This window comes from Microbacterium sp. 22303 (genome assembly GCF_052045265.1).
Classification (GTDB): Bacteria; Actinomycetota; Actinomycetes; order Actinomycetales; family Microbacteriaceae; genus Microbacterium.
The window spans coordinates 197,846-217,149 of record NZ_JBQEOQ010000004.1 but is presented as its reverse complement, the minus strand read 5'-3'; the positions used below and the strand labels follow the sequence as shown (position 1 = coordinate 217,149).

Here is a 19,304-nt window from a genome sequence, read left to right as displayed (position 1 = left end):
CATGGGGTGGATGGCGTCTCCGATCATCCGTTACGGGTACGTCGCCTACGACACCCCCGACTACCACGGTGGGAGCAGCTGGCTGCAGATCCCGGGAGTGAACACGTTCTGCAGCACCACCGGCAACCATTGCGATCCGACCAACGTGACCTCTGGGTATTGCACGCTCGCGGATTCCGAGTGCTGGTGGCACCAGCCGGCCACCTGGGTGACCAATTGCGCAACGACGTGCGCGACCGCCAACTACGAAGACTCCGCGGGATCGACCGAGCCGACCTACACCGACAAATACCCGCCGACCTGCAACCAGGACACATCCGTCCTCCCCTCAGGCGCGCTGATTGTCGATGATCTGTCGACCCCTTCGCAGAATCTGCAGGGCTGTCAGGGGATGAACTGGTCGAACAGCGGAAGTTTCAGCTACTCGCCGGGTACGAACAGTTCCGGTGACCCTGTCGGGAACATTGATACGCACCAGCTCGGATCGGGGCTGGGTGGACACATCTTCTTCACACACACGGAGCCGTCTTCGTCGTCGAGCCTGATCAACACGGGCACGTGGACGCCTAATCTGCCGAGCCTGCAGTACTACAAGGTGAAGATCCACATTCCCGCGTCGGGTGCGACCGCGACCGATGTCGTGTACACGATCAACCCGGGCGGGAGCGCGTCGCCGTGGAAGATCCGGGTGAACCAGGACTGGGAGTCTGAGCAGTGGGTCACGATCGGCACCTTCGCGATGCAGAACGGCGGCAACGTCCAGCTCACGAACGCGTCCGACATGCCCGCCGAGGCGTACGACGTCGCGTATGACGCGGTCGCGTTCGTTCCCGAGGGCGGAACGCCCGGGCAGCCGATCGGAGGCCCTCCCGGGATTCAGGATGCGCCGAAGGGGTCGAACCCGGCCTGGGTGAACTGCGGATGCGTGCGCCGCACCGAAGGCGACCCCGTCGACACCGCGACCGGGTACTTCGGCGAGACGGCGACCGACCTCGCAACTCCCGGGCTCGGCGAGGCGCTGCACGTCACCCGTGACTACAGCGCGATCCTTGCCGACGCGAGCGGGCCGATCGGGTCCGTCAATGTGGTGAACGGACCATTCGGATACGGATGGACCTACGGATACGGGCTCAAGTCCACCACCAACGCGGACGGATCCGTCACCATCCGACAGGAGGACGGATCCCCGGTCACCTTCAAGGCCAGTGGCAGTACCTACACCCCGGCCGCACCCCGCTATGACGCGACACTCGTGAAGTCCGGCACCTCGTATCTCTTCACCCGGCATGCGACCGACCAGTTCACTTTCGACACCGCCACCGGCCGTCTGACCGCGATCAGCGACCCCGCAGGCCGTGCGGCCACACCGTCGTACGCGACCACTCTCGGGTACGACGCCTCCGGGAACCTGCACACGGTCACGGATCCCGGTGGGCGCGTGTACACGTTCACGTGGACCGGTACTCATGTCACCAAGGTGACCACCGCAGCCGGGCAGGAAGTCGACTACGCCTACAGCGCCGCCGGTGATCTGACCGACGTGTACGGGCCCGGGACCACCCGCACGGGCGGGGTCAACGGGGATCAGGATCACACCCAGTACCAGTACAACAGCAAGCATCTGATGACCTCGGAGCGCACTCCGGCGAACTACGGGAAGACGTCGACGCCGACGCCCGTGACGGGGATGACGTACGACTCGTCCGACCGGGTGCTCACGCAGACCGACCCGATGGGGAACGTCACGAAGTTCACCTACGGGCCCGACTCGACCGCGGGGATCACCGCCGGCCAGACATTGGTCACGGACCCCGTCGGGCACAAGAACCTCTATACCTATCAGAATGGGCTGCTCACCTCGATGACCAAGGGATGGGGGGCCACCGGCGCCTCGACCTGGTCGTACGCGTACGACCCGATCACGCTCGGCGTCGCCGTGCAGACCAACCCCGACGGCACCACACTCACCTACGCGTACGACGACCACGGCCGCAAGATCTCCTCCAGCGACGGCCTCGGACGCACCACGTCGTACCAGTACGACGCTGCCGGCAACGTCACAAAGACCGTCGACCCGACGGGGCTGCAGACCGCAACCGTCTACAACGCCGCCGAGAAGCCCACCAGCGTGACCGTCTTCACCGGCACCCAGCCGGCCGAGTCGGCGAACGACACTCTCAACCCCTCCTACGCGCGCGCCACCAGCACCTCATACGGAGACGCTGCGCACCCCGGTGAGGCGACGAGCACGACGAACGCGAACCAGCACACCACCACCTACGCGTACGACACGTTCGGTGACCTCACCACCCAGACGGATGCGGCTTCCAACGTCACCTTGTTTGGGTACGACACTGGACACGGGTGGCGCACCAGTACCGTCACACCCACCGGCGTCGCAGCAGGAATCGCCACGACCTGCACCCCGCCCGCGAAGGGCTGCACCACCTACCAGCACGACGCGTACGGGCATGCCACCGTCACCACCGACCCCCTCGGGCACACGACCAAAGCCAGCTTCGACGCGGACGGGAACCAACTCACCGCCACCGACGGCAACAACCACACCACGACCACCACGTACGACAATGCGGACCGACCGACTAAGGTCCAAAAGCCTGCCAACGAGTCGACCAGCACGACGTACAACGGTGACGGCACCGTCCAGAAGACCACCGATGCTGCAAGCCACGCGACCTCGTACACCTACGACGCGCAAGCCCGGGTGCTCACCTCGACCAACCCGGACAACAAGACCACCACCTACACGTACGACAGCATGGGCCGGCTCAAGACCACCACCATGCCCGACACCTCCGTCGCCACCCAGACCTGGGACAACGCCGGACAACTCACCGGCATCAGCTACAGCGGCACCAGCACCCACGCCGTCACCTACACGTACGACCGCGGCGGCCGCCGCACCAGCATGACCGACGGCACCGGAACCAGCACATACAGCCACGACGTCTTCGGCGAAACCACCGCAACCACCAACGGAGCCGGCGCGACCACGACCTTCGGGTACGACGCCATCGGCAACACCACCAGCATCGGATACCCCGGCGGCGGCCCACACGTCACCCGCGCGTTCAACACCCTCGAGCAGCTCGCCAGCATCACCGACACGAACGGCACCACCACCTTCGGATACAACGCCGACGGCGCCCCCACCACCACCGGATACGCCAACGGCACCACCGCGACCATCGCCTACAACGACGCCGACCAGCCCACCTCCAGCACACTCACCAAGGGCACCACAGGACTCGGCACCATCACCTACGCCCGCGACAACACCGGCAGCCTCACCGGCACCACCCCGACCAGCGGAGCACCCGGCGCGGCCACCACCTACGGGTACAACACCAACCAGTACCTCACCGGATCAACCGTCGGATCGACCACCACCAGCTACGGCTACGACAACACCGGCAACCCCACCACCCTCGGAACCACCACCCAGGTCTTCGACCCCGCAGGGCAGGTCTGCTGGACAACAACCACCACCGTCACCAGCCCCACCTGCGGGACACCCGCCACCGGAGCCACCAAATACGGATACGACGCCAACGGCAACCGCACGGGAAAGACGCCGGCCACGGGTGCTGCAACCACTTACGAATACAACGCCGCGGGCGAACTCACGTCCGTCTCCGGAGCCGTCACCGCCAGTTACGCCTACAACGGGGACGGACTCCGCACTAGCAAATCCAGCGGTGGGACTACCGCCAACTACACTTGGGACGCCCGCGGAAAAGTTCCACAACTCCTCACAGACGCTAGCAGCTGCTACGTCTACGGACCGACTGGCGCCGTCATTGAACAAACCAACACAGCCGGCGCAACCCCCGCATACTACTTCACCGACACCCACGGTTCCACGGCTGAACTCACCAACGCCAGCGGAACCGTCACCGGAACCTACGCTTTTAGTGCTTGGGGTGCGGTCACCGCTCACACCGGCGCCACAACACCCTTCCAATTCGCCGGAGCCTTCACCGACGCCGAAACCGGATTCCTCTACCTCATCCACCGCTACTACGACCCCACCACCGCACTCTTCCTCACCATCGACCCACTCGTCGCCAAAACACTCTCTCCATACGGGTACACGAACAACAATCCCCTCAACGACACTGATTCACTCGGGCTCTTGTGGGGCGCCCTATGTATCGGCGTGAGTGGCGCCGCCGCGTTCTTCGTCGGCGGCATGGTCTCCGCCGAAGCATGCGTCGGCCTCTCGTCAGGGTCTGGCTTCTTCGTCTCTGCGACCGCATCGGGGATAGCGGGAGGAGGGGGCATGTTGGATGGTGGAGTTTTTGCCGGCATCGCAGGCGGTACGGCTTCTGATGCATCCGACATCTCAGGACGAACCTGCGTGGGAGGGGGCTCTGCGGCCTACGGCATCGGCTTGGGACTCACGATGTCTGGGCCGTGTGGTGGTCCCTATAATTCGATGGAGTTGGACGTATCTGGTGGTGCAGACCTTGGCATTGTCGGCGGCAGCGGGGTGACAGGGACCTGCGTGTTTGCGCCGTCCCCCTGGTACGCCGGCTGCGGCCAGTCGGATCCGGCCTTCGAGTCCATGGGACACGATGGATATGGGGAGTCCTATTCTCCTGACGTCCGTCGAAAATCCGCGTATATGCGGGGATGTGAGTTCTAACGCAAATGAGTGAGTCAAAATATGAATTTCACCCCTATTCAATCGGCGTGACAAAAGCGGATTTTCCAATCCCCACAAAGGCGGGCTGGCCGTTCCCTCGCGGTATCACAATCTCCTACAGCCATCTAGAGTTGTACGTGTTTGGCCTACGCACTCGTATTGCGCGATCACAGGTCGTAAGCCTGGAAAGAGGTCTGGGATACATTCGAATTCGTTGGCCAGCCGGCTCGGCGATCATCAATTCCATCACCGGGATGCAGAAGATTTACGATGCCTTTGAAGCCGCCGGCTACCGATTCGACCGATGAAACGGACGACTGCATCGGGTGGAGAGGCCCTGATTCTCGCCGGGGGAGCCTTATGCGGCGCGCTGTGCTCGCGCTCTCCGCGTTCAGGCCATGGAATCGCGCGCCGGCGTACAGCTGAGGTTGAGAGCCGTTCGTGATGGTGCTGGCTGCGACTACTCTGCCTGCATCATGGGAACGAGCATGGGGCTGAAACTTAGCTACGTTCATCGTCGCGTAATCGTGGTGCCCCCGACGGCTCTGCGAGGGGTCAAGAGTTTCGATAGATGGTTCGATGGACTTCACCTGCAAGCTGGCGGAGGCAAGTAGTCGAGCCCAACTCGCCGCACGCACGGCTTGAACGGTTCCATCAGCGAGCGCTGCATCAGCGCCCTGAGCGACGCTCTTACTGCAACATTCAGTACGACGGGGAGCTTCTCACGCGCATAGACCCGTCTTTCTGCCAGATGGGTACCGCTTGCCCGGTCAGCCCCGGGGTAGCAGCGTCAGCAGCGTCGCCTCGGGGCGGCAGGCGAAGCGGATCGGCGCGTAGATCGAGTGCCCGCAGCCGGCGCTCACGTTCAGCGGCACCGTGCGTCCGGCGTGCGTCCAGGTGCTGAGCCCCTTCGCCTGCTTCAGCGGAATGTCGCAGTTGGCCACGATCGCGCCGAAACCGGGGATGCACACCTGGCCGCCATGCGTGTGGCCGCCGAGGATCGCGTCGGCGCCGAGATCGGTGAATGCGTTCAGCACGCGCTGATACGGGGCATGGGTAACGCCCAGCACGGGCACCTCGGCAGAACGGAGACCCAGCCCGTCGATCGCGGCAGGCAGTGCATCGAGCTCGTCCCAGTCGCGGTGCGCGTCGTCGACGCCGAACAGGTCCACGCGGGAATCCGCGATCTGAAGTGTGGCGGCGGTGTTGTCCAGATCGACCCAGCCGAGGTCGTCGGTGAAGAACCGGTCCAGGGCCGCAGTGTCGAGCTTCGGAGCCGTGATGGAGCGCGCCGAAGGACCCATGAAATAGCGGAAGGGGTTGCGCGGCGACGGCGCGTGGACGTCGTTCGAGCCGTGCACGAAGACGCCCGGCGTTCCGGCGAACGGGGCGAACGCCGCGCGGACGCCTTCGAGTCCGCGCTCATGACCGAGGTTGTCGCCGGTGTTCACGACGAGGTCGGGACGCAGTTCCGCCAGCGCCGCGAGCCAGCGCTGCTTGCGGTGCTGCCAGGGCGCCATGTGTGCGTCGGACACGTGCAGGATCCGCAGCGGACGGGATCCCGCAGGCAGCGATCGCGCCGTCGCGTGTCGCAGCGTGAAGAGGTAGCGCTCGATGCCGATGCCCCAGGTGGCGGCCGCGACACCGGCGGCCCCCACCGCACCGAGTGCGATGAGGGCCGAACGGGTGGTGCGAGAGGACGTCATCCTCAGCAGTTCTTCTTCACGTAGTTGAGCGTCACGGAGGAGCCCTTCGGAGCCGCTGTCCCCGCGGCGGGGTTCGTCGCGGAGACGGTGCCGGAATCGTCGCCGTTACCCGGGGTGCAGGTGCCCTTCGCCGCCTGGAAGCCAGCGGCCTTCAGCGCGTTGGCCGCGTCGCCCATTGTCATGCCGACCACGTTCGGCACCGTGGCGCCCTGGCCATTGCTCGGCGAGATCGTGATCGTGCTGCCCGTGACGACCTGACCGGAACCCGGATCCTGCTGGGCGACTTGATCCGTCGGCAGGTTGCTCTGCACGGCGGCGCCGACGGAGACGGAGAATCCGGCGCCCTGGAGCGTCTGCGTCGCCTGGTCGACGGTCATCCCGACCACGCTCGGCAGGTTCGTGTACGACTGCTTGAGCGCGCTCTGCTGCGGATCCGGGAAGGCTCCGCCGGGGAAGAGCTCGTCCGCGGTGCTCAGGATCTGACGGCTTAGGTAATAGCGGATGTTCGGGACGTTGGTGTCCTTGGTGTAGAAGTCGTTGATGTCGACGACATCGCCGTTCGCCTGACCGACCCACACCCCCGTGGTAGAACCTGTGGAAGAGGCCATGAGCATCGTCTGAGCGTTGTTGTGGGTACCCGTCTTGCCGATCAGCGGGGTGCCGTCACCGGGGTTCGCCTGCGATCCGGTACCGCCCGAGTTCATGACGCCCTGCAGAGCGTAGGCGGTGGCCGCTGCGATGTCGGGCTTCACGACCTCGGTGCAGGTGGTTGGCGGCAGCGGGAGGTCGACACCGTCGGGACCGGTGATCTTGTCAATCGCATGCGGATCGCAGCGCGTGCCGTTGTTGGCGATCGTGGCATAGACGGAGGCCATATCGAGGGGGGCGATGTTCTTCGACCCGAGGACATCGAACGGCGCGGGTGCGAGTGCGAGGACGTTCCCCTGATCGTCGACGATGTTCTCCCGGTTGTTCACCGGTACCATCTTGCCCTTGTACTCCGTGCCCAGATGAACGCCCATCCGAGCGGCAACGTCGTTGATGTCGCAGATGTCGAGCTTGGACGCCATGCCCAGGAACCCGCTATTCAGGGACTGTCTGGTGAAGTCCAGAGGGGTTCCCGTGTAGCCACGCTGATTCTGGAAGTTCTTGATCTCCCCGGCGTCCGCTCGCATCGTCTGGTCGCCGCATTTGAAGTTCATCCACTTGAGGTTGCCATCCACAGACTCGCGCAGGGAATGCCCCTTCTCCAGCCAGTCGATCAGGGTGAAGATCTTGTAAGTTGATCCGACCGAGAATCCCACGCCTCCGCCGTGCGCCTGATCGGCTGCATACACCAGGCTCGTGAGTCCGGTGGTCGCCGTATCCGACTGCTCTTCGGTGAAGCCCGTGTTCTGCGCGAGAGACAGAATCTTGCCCGTTTTCGGCTCGATCGTCACCGCGGAAGCACCGAAGTCCATGCCCTCGATCGTGGGAGTGGCGTTGTCAGCCATCGCCTGCAGGGCCGCGCCCTGCATCGGCGCCGACAACGTCGTGTAGACGTTCAGCCCGCCACGGTACAGCTTGTCAGCACGGTCCTTCACCGGGCCGAGCACGGAGTCGAGTGAGGTGTCGTTCCTCAGCGTCGAGATCACGTACTGGCAGAAAAAGGCGTTGCCGCCGGCATCGCCGCAGCCCGAAGTCGGGGTCTTGATGGCCGGGGTGATCGGCTGCGCCTTGTCCGCGTCGAACTCCGCCTTGGTGATCTTCCCGAGCACCTCCATGCGGCTGAGCACGTAATTCCGGCGCACCATGGTGTCGTGGTAGCCGTCCGCTTGTGAGTTCTTGCAGTTCTTGCCGTCCTTGTCGCAGTCGTACGTGCCGCCCGGCAGGTCGATGCGGAACGCGTTCGGGTTCTGCACCATGCCGACCAGCGTCGCGGCCTGCACGGCGTTCAACTGCGAGGCGGAGACGCTGAAGTAGCGCTGTGCCGCAGCCTCGATGCCATAGACGGTGCCGCCGAAGTTCACCAGGTTCAGGTATCCGATGAGGATGTCGTTCTTCGAGTACTGCTTCTCGATCGCCGTCGCGTAGCGGATCTCCTGGAGCTTGCGTGCGATGCCCTTGGAGCCGACCGCGGAGGCCGCGTCGAGCCAGCACTGCTGGAGCTTGTCGTCGCGCTTCTCGTCGGAGAGGGGAACACCCTTCTCGCACTCCTGCAGCAGCACGTTCTTCACGTACTGCTGGCTGATGGACGACCCGCCGTTGGTGGCGGATCCGCTCACGTTGCCGACGACGGCCTTGATCGTGCCGGCGATGTCGATGCCGCCATGCGAGTAGAAGTTCTTGTCCTCGCTGGCCAGCAGCGCGTCGTACAGCACTGGAGCGACCTGGTTGTAGGTCACCGGAACGCGGTTCTGGTCGTAGAAGCGCGCCATGACCTGATCGTTGCCGGCGGCGTCCTTGGAGTAGATCGTCGTCGGCTGCATCGGACGATCGACCTTCAGATTGGACGGCAGGCCTTCGAACATGTCGATCGACTGAGCGGCGGCAGCTCCGGTGACGGCGAACACCGGAGTGACAGTGGCCGTGACGAGCACACCGGCGACGACGCTGAGACCGACAAGGCCGGCCAGGCCGCTGAGCACACCGGTGAGCGTGCGTTTGGTCTGAGGCATACGCTTGATCGTAGGGGAGTTCCCTGAACGCAAACTTTGACGCGCCCGAGCGCGTCCGTCCCTCCGGGAGAGCCATGACCACGTGGGAATACCTCACCACACCGCTGCTGATCCACAACACCGCCGCCATCCTGAACAACTGGGGCAAGCAGGGCTGGGAGCTGGTGCAGGTCGTCACCGGGCCCGAGGGCGGGCTCGTCGCATACCTCAAGCGCCCGGTCGGCGGCGACAGCACTGCCAACACCGGCCTTTCCGCGGCCGCGGAGGCCGCGCGCCAGTTCGAAGGAGAATCTGCATGACCATCAGCGCCCGCCTCGCCGAGCTCGGCATCGAGCTCCCGTCCGTCGCCGCCCCCGTGGCCGCCTACGTGCCCGCCCGAGTGCATGCCGGGCTCGTCCACACCTCCGGCCAGCTGCCGTTCGTGGCGGGTTCCCTCCCCACGACGGGCAAGGTCGGCGCGGAGGTCCCGGCGGATGACGCCAAGGGGCTCGCCCGCGTGTGCGCGCTGAACGCGATCGCTGCGGCCGCCGATGCGGCCGGCGGCGTGGACCGCCTCGGCGGAGTGCTGCGCGTGGGCGGTTTCGTCGCCTCGGACCCGTCGTTCTCGGGCCAGCCCGGCGTGATCAACGGCGCGAGCGAGGTGCTGGGTGAGGTCTTCGGCGACGCCGGCAAGCACGTCCGTGCCGCGGTCGGTGTGTCGGTGCTGCCACTGGACAGCCCGGTCGAGGTCGAGGTCGTCTTCACCCTCGCCTGAGTCCTTCACGACAGAAGGGGCCGCTCTCCGTTCGGAGAGCGGCCCCTTCTGCTGTCGTGGGGACCGGATCCGCTACTTCACTTGTGCCGAGATGGTCGACATCACCATCGTGTCGGCGAGGGTGGTCGTGTCGCCGACCTCGCGGCCCTCCGCCACATCGCGCAGCAGGCGGCGCATGATCTTGCCGGAGCGGGTCTTGGGCAGCTCTCCGACGATGTAGACGTCACGCGGACGGGCGATCGGGCCGATCTGCTCGCCGACCCAGCCGCGCAGCAGCTGCGCGAGGCCCTCGGGGGAGTGCGCCTTGAGGTAGCTCTCCTTGATGATGACGAACGCGACGACCGCCTGACCCGTGGTCTCATCGGAGGCGCCGACCACGGCGGCCTCGGCGGTCGCCTCATGTGCCACGAGGGCGGACTCGATCTCGGCGGTGGAGAGGCGGTGGCCGGACACGTTCATCACGTCGTCGACGCGGCCGAGCAGCCACAGGTCGCCGTCGTCGTCGAAGCGCGCGCCGTCACCCGCGAAGTAGTAGCCCTGCTTCTCGAACTTCTCCCAATACGTCTCCTTGAACCGCTCCGGGTCGCCCCAGATGCCGCGCAGCATGCTCGGCCACGGCTCGGTGATCGCCAGCAGCCCGCCGCCGCCGATGCCCACCGTGGCGCCGTCGTCGTCGACCACGTCGATCGAGATGCCGGGCACCGCCACCTGCGCCGAGCCCGGCTTGGTCGCCGTGATGCCGGGGAGCGGGGAGACCATGATCGCGCCGGTCTCGGTCTGCCACCAGGTGTCCACGATCGGCGTGCGGCTGCCGCCGATGACGTCGCGGTACCAGATCCAGGCTTCGGGGTTGATCGGTTCACCGACGGATCCGAGCAGGCGCAGGGAGGTCAGATCGTACTGGTTGGGGATCTCGCGGCCCAGCTTCATGAACGAGCGGATCGCGGTGGGAGCCGTGTAGAGGGTGGTGACGCCGTACTTCTGGATGATGTCCCACCAGCGTCCCTGCTGCGGGGTCTCGGGCGTGCCCTCGTACATGACCTGCGTGGCGCCGTTGGCGAGCGGTCCGTACGCCACGTACGAGTGTCCGGTGACCCAGCCGATGTCGGCGGTGCACCAGTAGACGTCGGTCTCCGGCTTCAGGTCGAAGACGACGCGGTGCGTGTACGACGCCTGCGTGAGGTAGCCGCCGGAGGTGTGCAGGATGCCCTTGGGCTTCCCGGTGGTACCGGAGGTGTAGAGGATGAACAGCGGGTTCTCGGCGGGGAACGCCTGCGCGTCGTGCGCGTTCGAGGCTGCGCCCACCACGTCGTGGTACCAGAGGTCGCGCTCGTCGGCCCAGTCGATCTCGTTCCCGCAGCGCTTCACCACGAGCACGTGCTCGACGGTGTTCTGCTCGCCGTCGCCCCGGTCGGCGAGCGCCTGGTCGACCGTCGGCTTGAGCGCGGACGCCTTGCCCTTGCGGTAGCCGCCGTCGGCGGTGATCACGAGCTTCGCGCCCGCGTCGTCGATGCGCGAGCGCAGGCTGTCGGCGCTGAAGCCGCCGAAGACGACGGAGTGGATCGCGCCGATGCGCGCGACGGCGAGCATCGAGGCCACGGCCTCGGGGATCATCGGCAGGTAGATGGCGACGCGGTCGCCGTGGCCGACGCCGAGCCCTTCGAGCACGTTCGCCAGGCGCTTGACCTCGTCGGTCAGCTCGGCATAGGTGATCCGGCGCTCATCGCCGGGCTCGCCCTCCCAGAGCAGGGCGACGCGGTCGCCGTTACCGGCCTCGACGTGCCGGTCGAGGCAGTTGTATGCGACGTTGAGCTCGCCGTCCGCGAACCACTTCGCGAAAGGAGGCGCGGACCAGTCCAGCACCTCGGTGAACGGCGTGTGCCAGTGCAGCTCGCGGGCCTGCTTCGCCCAGAACGCCTCGCGATCGGTGGCCGCCTCGGTGTAGATCTCCGGCTGCGCGACGGCCGCCGCGGCGAACTCGGGGGAGGGCGGGAAGACGCGGGTCTCGTCGAAGACGTGATCGATCTGGCTGCTCATGATGAGAGGGCGCTCCTTTGCGGCGGGGGGGCATCGCGGCGTGAGCCGGGACATCGGCGAATCTAGCCGTGCCCAGAGTCTCTCACTACCGACGGAAGTCGGTACTCGGATCCGTTTTGTACAGTTCCTTTTCAGACGTACACTGTCCGACGGCCGATCAATCGAATCCGGCTTCCTGCGGCTCCGACGGTTCCCCCCACCGCCGGCCGCAGTCGGGCGGCATCCCATTCCCCCCGTGGGATGCCGCCCACCTCTCTTCTCCCCGCGGCGTGCGCCACGGCCTCCGCGTCGCACTTCTGCAGGACGATCGCGTCTCCGGAGGAGGATCCGATCGGATCCGTCCTGCGGAACGGCACTTCTCCTGTGGAGGTGCCGGCCGCGTACGCCACCTCCACCGGCGGCTGCTCTCTCCGCACAGGCCGGCCGGACAGCGCGTTGTGCACGGGTTGCGCGAACCCCGTCCTGCGCTGGGACATGGATCCCTAGCGTCGGGACATGGCCTCGCCCTTCGTGATCGTCCCACGCGGATCCGCTGCCGCCGCCGAGCGGCTGGACCTGGATCCGGCATTCGGCGAGCTGGCCGTGCACGCCGCAGATCCGCAGGTGACGGATCTGTTCCTGAACGGTGCCGGCGGTCTCTTCCTCGATCGCGGCGCCGGCGCCGAGCTGGTGCCCGGATGGACCGCGTCGGAGCGCGAGGTGCGCGAGCTCGCCGTGCGGCTGGTGGCGCTCGGCGGCCGGCACCTCGACGATCAGGCGCCCTGCGTGGACGTGCGGCTCGCCTCGGGCGTCCGCGTGCATGCCGTGCTCGCGCCGGTGTCGACCAGCGGAACCGCGGTCTCGGTGCGGATCCCGCGGGTGCGCGCGGCGGATCTCGACGACCTGGGCCGGCTCGGCGCTGTCGACGCGGCGCAGCGGGCCTGGCTCGAGCGGACGGTGCGCGAGCGGAAGAACGTGCTGATCACGGGAGGCACCGGCACGGGGAAGACCACGATGCTTGCGGCCCTGCTCGCGCACGTGCCGCCGCAGGAGCGGATCGTCACGATCGAGGACGTCGCCGAACTGCGGCCCCGGCATGCGCACCATGTGTCGCTCGAGGCCCGGCAGCCGAACCTGGAGGGCGTCGGCGCGATCGGCGTGGCCCGCCTCGTGCGCGAGTCCCTGCGGATGCGGCCGGACCGGCTGATCGTGGGGGAGTGCCGCGGGGAGGAGATCCGAGATCTGCTGACCGCGCTCAACACGGGCCACGACGGCGGCGCGGGCACCCTGCACGCGAGTGGACTCGCCGACGTTCCCGCTCGGCTGGAAGCGCTCGGCGCACTGGCGGGGATGGATCCGCCCGCGCTCGCACGTCAGGCCGTGAGCGCGTTCGCCTACGTGCTGCATCTGGTGCGCGCCACGGGCGGGGTGCGCCGGCTCGCGCAGGTGGGCGTGCTGCGGCTGGAGGGCGAGCACCTGGGCATCGAGGAGGTGCAGCCGTGGTGAGGCGCGTGAAGCGGTGGCCCGGAGCTGGCGGGCGTGTTCGGTCGGGGCATCGGCGTCTGCGAGGTGGAGGCGAACGCAGCGAGGCCGAGGTCGCGGAGGTCGTGCGCACACTGGCCGTGCTGCTGCAGGCGGGCGCGGCGCCGCTGACAGCCTGGCGGCACCTGGCGGAGAGCGGCTCGGCCGACGCCGTCGACGTGCTCGCCGATGTGGAGCACGGACGTGCGCTGGTCGATGCGATCCGCATCCGGGGCGGGGTGTGGCGCACGGTCGCGGCGGCGTGGGGGATCGCCGCGACCGTGGGCGCACCGCTGGGGGAGGTGCTGCGCGCGATCGCCGCGGCACTCGAGGGTGCCGGTGACATCAGGGCCGAGATCTCGGTTGCGCTCGCGGAACCTGCCGGCACGGCCCGGCTCATGCTGTGGCTGCCGCTGGTCGGCCTGCTACTCGGCACCGCCCTCGGCTTCGACACCGTGACGGTGCTGCTCACGCAGCCGGCCGGATGGGCATGCCTGGCATCCGGGTTGGGGCTGCTGTGGGCCGCGCGCGCATGGACCAGAGCCCTGGTGCGGCGGGCCGCCCCGCAACCGGGGGTCCCGGGGATCCGCGCGGAGCTGCTCGTGGTCGCGCTCACGGGCGGAACCGCGATCCCGCGCGCCCGTTCGCTCGTGGAGCAGGAGAGCACGGCGGACGATGACCCTGCGACTGCCGAGGAGGCGATCGAGCGCGTGCTGCGTCTGTCCGGGGCTGCCGGAGTGCCGGCGGTGGAACTGCTGCGGGCCGAGGCGGATCGCGCGAGGCGGGATGCCCGCACCGCCGGTCGCACGGGCGCCGCGCGGCTGAGCTCGCGCCTGCTGCTCCCACTCGGGGCCTGCACGCTGCCGGCGTTCATGCTGCTGGGCGTCGCGCCCCTGATCCTGAGCGTGCTGTCGACGACCCCGCTGCCGTTCAACTGAGCCCGACGGCTCCCGACCTGGTGCCGTCATCCGCAAGAGAAGAGAGAAGGAACACCATGAACCAGATCCATCCCAGGGTCGACGTGACGTCGTCGTCGATCCGGCATTCCGACGCGGCCTCGTCGGCGTCGCCCATCGTCGCCCTGCCGCCGCTCACCCGGCGGCGGGCGGCCCTGCTTTTCGGCGACGAGACCGGCGCCGCCACGGCGGAGTACGCCATCGCGACGATGGCGGCGGTCGCCTTCGCCGGCTTGCTCGTCGTCATCATGCGATCACCACAGACAAACCGGTCAGCTGCGGCGCTTGCCCCGCCATGTCGCGGATCCGCGAAGGGGATGGTCCTCGCCCCAGACCGTGCGTAGGGTGAAGTGCTGGCCGCTTTCGTCGATCTTCACATGGTCGATGACGCGTCGCACAGTGCGATTCTGGGCCTCGATGGTCATCATCGGCCAGGTGCGCTGCAGCGTAGCGATCTCTTCCGGGGTGATTGTGCGCTTGGGCGCGAGCGAACGCCGTTCGGCTTCGAGCCGGTCGATCTCGTTTCCGATCTCTGCGGTGGCGCGCACATAGGCGATCTCCGGGATGATGTTCCGCGTGTGCTGCCGGGTGAGGGTGACGAGCTCGGATTCGAGCGCGTTCTGCTCGCGGAGGAGGGCGGCTGATCGGGCGGCTCGGGCGGCGTCCTCGGGGGGTGCTACGGTCGCCGGGTCGAGGGCCAGGAACCAGGTTGTGGCGAGTGGCTCCACGGTGAGCGCGGACACGTACGCGCGCTGAGGGTGGCCGTTCAGGGTCTCGGAGCACATGTACCCGCGGTAGAGCTTCCCGGCGGTCACGGAGCCCTTACCGTGCATTCGGGCGCCGCATCCGCAGAGCATGACCCCGGAGAGCAGGTGGTGGTACTCGCGGGGCTTCTCCTGCGCGTCGCGACGGCGTGCGCGCTCGGCCTGGTAGGCGGTCCATGTGGCCGAGTCGATGATCGCGTCGTGCTGTCCTTCGACGGTCTCGCCGCGGTAGGGGATGCGGCCTGCGTGAATGGGGGAGTCCATGACGGTGAGCGGGCGGACCCGGCTCCACCGTCCGCCGTTCGGCGCGGGGATGCCTTGTGTGTTCAGCCAGGCTGCGATAGCCGCGGCGCCGTCGCCGGCGAGGTACCGGCGGTACATCTCGACGATCACCGGTGTGAGGTCGGAGACTGGCCGGACGGTGCCCTTGTGGTCGCCGGTGCCCCAGGCCCAGCCGAAGGGGAGGCGTCCGGATACGGGGAGTCCGAGGCGGAGCCGGCGTGCGCGGACCTCTTCCCATTGCTCACCGATCTGCTCGGACTGGAACGCGGCGTACTCGGTCATCACGCCGCGGGCGAACCGTCCGGATGCGGTGGCGGTGTCGATCGGTTCGGTGGCGGATTCGATCTTCCCGCCGGCGACGTCGGCACGGTCGATAGCGAGCGCCCAGTCCTTCCGCGAGCGGGAGAGCCGGGACCATTTCCAGAGCACGATGACGTCGGCGTCGCGGTCGTCGATCGCGGTCATGACGCGCTGTACGGCGGGGCGGTTCCAGGTGCGGCCGGAGATTCCTGGGTCGGCCTCGACCGTGGTGACGGTGTAGCCCATGCGGTCGCAGTAGTCCCGGCAGGCGATCTCCTGCAGCTCGAGGCTGATCGAGTCGTCCCTGTGCACAGACTGGCGCAGGTAGATGATCGCGCGCGGGGCAGCGTCGGTGACGGGGCGCAGTCGGGCAGCCATCAGGCGACCTCGACGCGGTGAGTGAATTGCCCCGCGCCCATGCGGGGGGAGAGGTAGACGGACGTCTCGGTGCGCATCAGAACATTCCGGAACGCTTCCACGAGATCAGTGGTTACGCACAGCTCGATCGCCATCGCTTCGACGTTCCCGTCGTGCTGCGTCTCGGCGTGACGGTACTCATCGAGGCTGACCAGCTGCAGCGCGGCCCACTCGTCGGCGCGACGCTCGGCCTTTGCGTTCACGGGGCCGAACATGCTGGGTTCGTCGCCGAACACCACGTGGCATGCCTCGTGCGCGACAGTGCTGCGGTAGGTGCGGAAGCTGAGGTCGAACTGGATGCGCACCACCTTGCGATCGTGGTTCGTCTCGCCATCGCGATCGGGCGGCAGGGCGACGTAGTCGACGGTGTATCCGGCCGCGTCGATCAACTCGAACATCCGCAGCAGCTTCGTATCCCTCATCCCTGACCGTCATCCCCTCCGCGGTCGCGCGACTTCCTCTTGGCGACCGCCCGCTCATCATGGATGGGGCTAGCGACATTCAGGCGAATCGGAGTGATGTTCTGAGCTGACGCGGCGTGGATGATCGCGAACGGATCCACGTCCAGCGCGCTCGCGAGGCGCTCAATGTCGTCTGTGGTCAGGGGGGTGTCGCCGCGCATCTTCCGGTAGAACGTGTTGCGCGGCATGCCGGAGCGCGAGATTACTTCGGCATCAGTGATGCCCTGCTCGGCGATGAGCTTCTGGATGACGTCGATGACGCGCCAGCTGAACGACCCGATTTCTCCCATGTGGGACACGATACCCATTTTCGGTACACATGGATAGTGCGTACCAAAAATGGTTGCCCCGCAGTACCAAAGTTGGTACAGTCCCAAATATGGGAGCCAACAACCACAACTTCACTGCAGCAGTGCAGGGCGCTATGCGTGCTGAACTCGCGCGCCGGGGCGTCGACGGCGTCGCCCTTTGTGAGCCCCTCAAGCTCAGCCGGAACAGCGTCTACTCACGCCTGAACGGGACCAAGCCGTTCAATACCGACGAGATCGAGGCGGCTGCTGCCTTCCTTGGGATCACGGTCGACCAGCTGATCCGATCCGCCGCCCTCGGGAGCGTCGAGAGCGCGGTGGCGTGATGGGTGCGTACAAGTCGAAGGAGCAGGCGCTCCGCGAGGTCGCCGAGATCGTGGCCGAGGAGGCGGCGATCATCCGCACCCTCACCGTCCGCCAGGCCGCCGAGCGCATCTGGTATCCGGGCGGCCCGTCGATGGAGGAGCTGATCGCCCGCGCGGAGGCGTCCGGGCTCTGCAAGCCGGAGCCGATCGGAGCAGCAGCATGAGCGCTCTCATCCCGATCCGGGAGCACGAAGGCCGTCAGGCGGTCAGTGGTCGCGAGCTGCACGCGTTCTTGGACGTGGCGACTCCGTATAAGGACTGGTTCCCGCGGATGCTCGCGTACGGCTTCACCGAGGGCGAGGACTTCGGCGCAATTCTGAGCGAAAGCACCGGAGGGCGCCCGGCTACGGACCACGCTCTCACCCTGGACATGGCGAAGGAACTCGCCATGATCCAGCGCACCCCGAAGGGGAAGCAGGCTCGCCAGTACTTCATCGAGGTCGAGAAGCAGGCGCGCGAGATCACCGTGCCGCAGACCCTCCCGGAGGCTCTGCGCGCGTATGCCGCCGAGGTCGAGCAGCGCCAGGCGCTTGAAGCGCACGTCGCAGTGATCACGCCGCGCGCGGAGGCGTGGGACGAGCTCGCCTCCGCGCGCGGCGACTACGCGGTGAAGGACGCGGCGGGGATCCTGGCCCGCGCCGGTGTGAAGACGGGGCAGAACCGTCTCTTCACGCAGCTCCGCGACCTCGGCTGGATCCACCGTGCGCACGACGGCGGATGGCGCGCGTACGCGTCCGCGGTGAACGCCGGCTACCTGACGGAGAAGCCGCAGTCGCACCACCACCCGCGCACGGGCGAGCTCGTGCTCGACGCCCCACAGGTCCGCGTCACGATCCGCGGCCTCGAACGACTCCGGGTGCGTCTCGGCGCGCTCGCCCTCTCGACCCTCTGACCACCACACGAAAGAGGGGCGCCCGTTGCACCGGACGCCCCACCTGAAACCGAAGGAGGACACGCACATGTCCACCAGCACCCATCAGCCTACGTTCCTCGCCGTCGAAGAGCGAGACGGACATCCCACGCTCGGCGGCCGCCGCCAGTTCCTCGACGAGTTCGACGCCGAGGTCGCCGAGGAGCTGCGCCTGTTCGCGCTCGAGCCGGTCGAGATCGTCGACATCGTCCCGATCGCCGCGTCCCGGCACGTGCGCCTGGTCGACGTGCCGCCGCTGACCGAGCCGATCGACGAGGTCGCGTGATGTTCGCGAAGGACTGCGTCTATCCCGATCACTGCGAGCACTGCCGCGACGAGGGCCAGGAGCAGTGCTGCTGGTGCGCGGCCCCGATCGCGGCCATCGCGCCGTCGGCGCCGCGTGCACCGCGACTCCGGCTCCGGCTGCCTGCAGTCGCACCGTGGCGGTTCGCGCTCGCCGCGACCGCACTGATCGTCGCCGTGCCGGTTGGCATCGCCGCCGCGGCCCCTGTCTGGAACGGCGCAGACCTCGCCGTCCTCATCGTCCTGGTGATGTTCGTCGCCGCATTCATCCCTGGGAGGAACCGAGCATGACCGTGAAGCTGTCGGCCGCGCTGCCGAAGGAGTTCGACGCGAACGGGATGGAGAGGCTGCACGCGCAGCTCGTCCAACACCCCGAGCGCCGCCACGTCGTCGTCATGGTGATCGACACCGCCAAGAAGCAGATCGACTACACCGCAGGCGGCGAGGTTACCCCCGTCGCAGGCGTCCTCTTCATCGAACCGATCCAGGACGCCGACGACATCGACATCGTCACCGAGGTCATGGCGCGCGTGCGCGCCGAGCGCACCGGCGACGCGACGCTCGAGTTCGACTTCGGCGTCGGCGATCCGTTCGCCGAGACCGTCCAGCGGATGCGCGACGAGGGGTTCTCATTCAGCGTCAGCACGCCGACCACCGCGCCGAGTGAAAGCGCAACGCCGACGCCGATCAACGGCGACCTCGACCTCCTCATTCAGGCTGCCGAGCTCGTCGTGACGGCGCAGTTCGGCTCGACCTCGATGATCCAGCGCAAGCTCCGTGTCGGGTTCGCGAAGGCAATGCGGCTGATGGACCTGCTCGAGCAGCACGGCGTCGTCGGCGCAGCCCAGGGGGCGAAGGCGCGCGACGTGCTCGTGCAGCCCGCCGGCCTGACCGAGCTGCTCGCGCGACTTCGCG

At 67.3% G+C, this 19,304-nt stretch carries 17 protein-coding genes and 1 pseudogene; 12 read left to right on the top strand and 6 right to left on the bottom strand.

Going from position 1 to position 19,304, the window contains the following annotated elements:
* The first annotated feature begins 10 nt into the window (after window positions 1-10).
* A complete protein-coding gene (locus ACTJI8_RS13050) occupies window positions 11-4,669 on the top strand; it encodes an RHS repeat-associated core domain-containing protein (protein WP_440733867.1) in 4,659 nt (1,552 codons plus the stop codon).
* A 770-nt stretch (window positions 4,670-5,439) separates the two neighbouring features.
* On the opposite strand, the gene ACTJI8_RS13045 is transcribed toward ACTJI8_RS13050, so the two are convergent.
* The gene (locus ACTJI8_RS13045; protein ID WP_440733866.1) at window positions 5,440-6,375 is read right to left on the bottom strand and encodes a metallophosphoesterase; all 936 of its coding nucleotides are present in this window, start codon (window positions 6,373-6,375) and stop codon (window positions 5,440-5,442) included.
* A gap of 2 nt (window positions 6,376-6,377) precedes the next feature.
* Window positions 6,378-9,032 (bottom strand): transglycosylase domain-containing protein, encoded by a 2,655-nt coding sequence (locus ACTJI8_RS13040; protein WP_440733865.1) that lies wholly within the window; start codon window positions 9,030-9,032, stop codon window positions 6,378-6,380.
* A gap of 74 nt (window positions 9,033-9,106) precedes the next feature.
* On the opposite strand from ACTJI8_RS13040, the gene ACTJI8_RS13035 reads away from it, so the two are divergent.
* Together ACTJI8_RS13035 and ACTJI8_RS13030 are read left to right on the top strand one after the other, a co-directional pair.
* Window positions 9,107-9,331: a hypothetical protein gene (locus ACTJI8_RS13035; RefSeq protein ID WP_440733864.1), complete on the top strand. Its 225-nt coding sequence runs from the start codon at window positions 9,107-9,109 to the stop codon at window positions 9,329-9,331.
* On the top strand, window positions 9,328-9,786 hold the full coding sequence (locus tag ACTJI8_RS13030) for a RidA family protein (protein ID WP_440733863.1): 459 nt from the start codon (window positions 9,328-9,330) through the stop codon (window positions 9,784-9,786). Before ACTJI8_RS13035 ends, ACTJI8_RS13030 begins: the two co-directional genes overlap by 4 nt.
* Before the next feature lie 72 nt (window positions 9,787-9,858).
* Here the strand turns inward: ACTJI8_RS13030 and acs are convergent, their stop codons facing one another.
* Window positions 9,859-11,823 carry an acetate--CoA ligase gene (acs, locus tag ACTJI8_RS13025; protein WP_440733862.1) on the bottom strand — a complete coding sequence of 655 codons (1,965 nt, stop codon included), beginning with the start codon at window positions 11,821-11,823 and terminating at the stop codon, window positions 9,859-9,861.
* A 495-nt stretch (window positions 11,824-12,318) separates the two neighbouring features.
* On the opposite strand from acs, the gene ACTJI8_RS13020 reads away from it, so the two are divergent.
* The 3 genes from ACTJI8_RS13020 to ACTJI8_RS13010 all read left to right on the top strand — a co-directional run bounded on the left by ACTJI8_RS13020 (window position 12,319) and on the right by ACTJI8_RS13010 (window position 14,623).
* Complete coding sequence (locus tag ACTJI8_RS13020; RefSeq protein ID WP_440733861.1) at window positions 12,319-13,308, top strand: TadA family conjugal transfer-associated ATPase; 990 nt, start codon at window positions 12,319-12,321, stop codon at window positions 13,306-13,308.
* A gap of 101 nt (window positions 13,309-13,409) precedes the next feature.
* Entirely contained in the window at window positions 13,410-14,261 is an 852-nt protein-coding gene (locus tag ACTJI8_RS13015; RefSeq protein ID WP_440733860.1) for a type II secretion system F family protein, read from the top strand.
* Between the two features lie 134 nt (window positions 14,262-14,395).
* Window positions 14,396-14,623, top strand: coding sequence for a DUF4244 domain-containing protein (locus tag ACTJI8_RS13010; RefSeq protein ID WP_440734091.1), 228 nt, complete (start codon window positions 14,396-14,398; stop codon window positions 14,621-14,623).
* Here the strand turns inward: ACTJI8_RS13010 and ACTJI8_RS13005 are convergent.
* From ACTJI8_RS13005 to ACTJI8_RS12995, 3 genes are read right to left on the bottom strand one after another with little or no spacing between them, the layout of a single operon-like run.
* Window positions 14,552-16,003, bottom strand: coding sequence for a recombinase family protein (locus tag ACTJI8_RS13005; protein WP_440733859.1), 1,452 nt, complete (start codon window positions 16,001-16,003; stop codon window positions 14,552-14,554). The two genes, ACTJI8_RS13010 and ACTJI8_RS13005, sit on opposite strands and share 72 nt — an antisense overlap.
* Window positions 16,003-16,464, bottom strand: a complete 462-nt coding sequence (locus ACTJI8_RS13000) for an ImmA/IrrE family metallo-endopeptidase (RefSeq protein WP_440733858.1) — start codon at window positions 16,462-16,464, stop codon at window positions 16,003-16,005. Before ACTJI8_RS13000 ends, ACTJI8_RS13005 begins: the two co-directional genes overlap by 1 nt.
* A complete protein-coding gene (locus ACTJI8_RS12995) occupies window positions 16,461-16,793 on the bottom strand; it encodes a helix-turn-helix domain-containing protein (protein ID WP_440733857.1) in 333 nt (110 codons plus the stop codon). The genes ACTJI8_RS13000 and ACTJI8_RS12995 overlap by 4 nt, the downstream gene beginning before the upstream one ends.
* A gap of 89 nt (window positions 16,794-16,882) precedes the next feature.
* On the opposite strand from ACTJI8_RS12995, the gene ACTJI8_RS12990 reads away from it, so the two are divergent.
* The 6 genes and pseudogenes from ACTJI8_RS12990 to ACTJI8_RS12965 form a co-directional block, all read left to right on the top strand.
* Window positions 16,883-17,137, top strand: a complete 255-nt coding sequence (locus ACTJI8_RS12990; RefSeq protein ID WP_440733856.1) for a hypothetical protein — start codon at window positions 16,883-16,885, stop codon at window positions 17,135-17,137.
* Window positions 17,137-17,340: a hypothetical protein gene (locus ACTJI8_RS12985; protein WP_440733855.1), complete on the top strand. Its 204-nt coding sequence runs from the start codon at window positions 17,137-17,139 to the stop codon at window positions 17,338-17,340. The genes ACTJI8_RS12990 and ACTJI8_RS12985 overlap by 1 nt, the downstream gene beginning before the upstream one ends.
* Window positions 17,337-18,068, top strand: a complete 732-nt coding sequence (locus ACTJI8_RS12980; RefSeq protein ID WP_440733854.1) for an antA/AntB antirepressor family protein — start codon at window positions 17,337-17,339, stop codon at window positions 18,066-18,068. The genes ACTJI8_RS12985 and ACTJI8_RS12980 overlap by 4 nt, the downstream gene beginning before the upstream one ends.
* Before the next feature lie 67 nt (window positions 18,069-18,135).
* Window positions 18,136-18,372, top strand: coding sequence for a hypothetical protein (locus tag ACTJI8_RS12975; protein ID WP_440733853.1), 237 nt, complete (start codon window positions 18,136-18,138; stop codon window positions 18,370-18,372).
* Window positions 18,369-18,680 carry a hypothetical protein gene (locus tag ACTJI8_RS12970; protein WP_440733852.1) on the top strand — a complete coding sequence of 104 codons (312 nt, stop codon included), beginning with the start codon at window positions 18,369-18,371 and terminating at the stop codon, window positions 18,678-18,680. Before ACTJI8_RS12975 ends, ACTJI8_RS12970 begins: the two co-directional genes overlap by 4 nt.
* 395 nt (window positions 18,681-19,075) lie before the next feature.
* Window positions 19,076-19,303, top strand: a pseudogene (locus ACTJI8_RS12965) (DNA translocase FtsK); the annotation flags it as partial.
* Window position 19,304 lies beyond the last annotated feature (1 nt).

What these genes read in the sequence shown, in the direction of transcription:
- ACTJI8_RS13020 (WP_440733861.1), top strand. Translation starts at nt 12,319, where the DNA reads ATGGCCTCGCCCTTCGTGATCGTCCCACGCGGATCCGCTGCCGCCGCC.
- ACTJI8_RS12980 (WP_440733854.1), top strand. Translation starts at nt 17,337, where the DNA reads ATGAGCGCTCTCATCCCGATCCGGGAGCACGAAGGCCGTCAGGCGGTC.
- ACTJI8_RS13005 (WP_440733859.1), bottom strand. Translation starts at nt 16,003, where the DNA reads ATGGCTGCCCGACTGCGCCCCGTCACCGACGCTGCCCCGCGCGCGATC.
- ACTJI8_RS13000 (WP_440733858.1), bottom strand. Translation starts at nt 16,464, where the DNA reads ATGAGGGATACGAAGCTGCTGCGGATGTTCGAGTTGATCGACGCGGCC.
- ACTJI8_RS13035 (WP_440733864.1), top strand. Translation starts at nt 9,107, where the DNA reads ATGACCACGTGGGAATACCTCACCACACCGCTGCTGATCCACAACACC.
- ACTJI8_RS12985 (WP_440733855.1), top strand. Translation starts at nt 17,137, where the DNA reads ATGGGTGCGTACAAGTCGAAGGAGCAGGCGCTCCGCGAGGTCGCCGAG.
- ACTJI8_RS13040 (WP_440733865.1), bottom strand. Translation starts at nt 9,032, where the DNA reads ATGCCTCAGACCAAACGCACGCTCACCGGTGTGCTCAGCGGCCTGGCC.
- ACTJI8_RS12990 (WP_440733856.1), top strand. Translation starts at nt 16,883, where the DNA reads ATGGGAGCCAACAACCACAACTTCACTGCAGCAGTGCAGGGCGCTATG.
- ACTJI8_RS13030 (WP_440733863.1), top strand. Translation starts at nt 9,328, where the DNA reads ATGACCATCAGCGCCCGCCTCGCCGAGCTCGGCATCGAGCTCCCGTCC.
- ACTJI8_RS13050 (WP_440733867.1), top strand. Translation starts at nt 11, where the DNA reads ATGGCGTCTCCGATCATCCGTTACGGGTACGTCGCCTACGACACCCCC.
- ACTJI8_RS12995 (WP_440733857.1), bottom strand. Translation starts at nt 16,793, where the DNA reads ATGGGAGAAATCGGGTCGTTCAGCTGGCGCGTCATCGACGTCATCCAG.
- ACTJI8_RS12975 (WP_440733853.1), top strand. Translation starts at nt 18,136, where the DNA reads ATGTCCACCAGCACCCATCAGCCTACGTTCCTCGCCGTCGAAGAGCGA.
- ACTJI8_RS13045 (WP_440733866.1), bottom strand. Translation starts at nt 6,375, where the DNA reads ATGACGTCCTCTCGCACCACCCGTTCGGCCCTCATCGCACTCGGTGCG.
- acs (WP_440733862.1), bottom strand. Translation starts at nt 11,823, where the DNA reads ATGAGCAGCCAGATCGATCACGTCTTCGACGAGACCCGCGTCTTCCCG.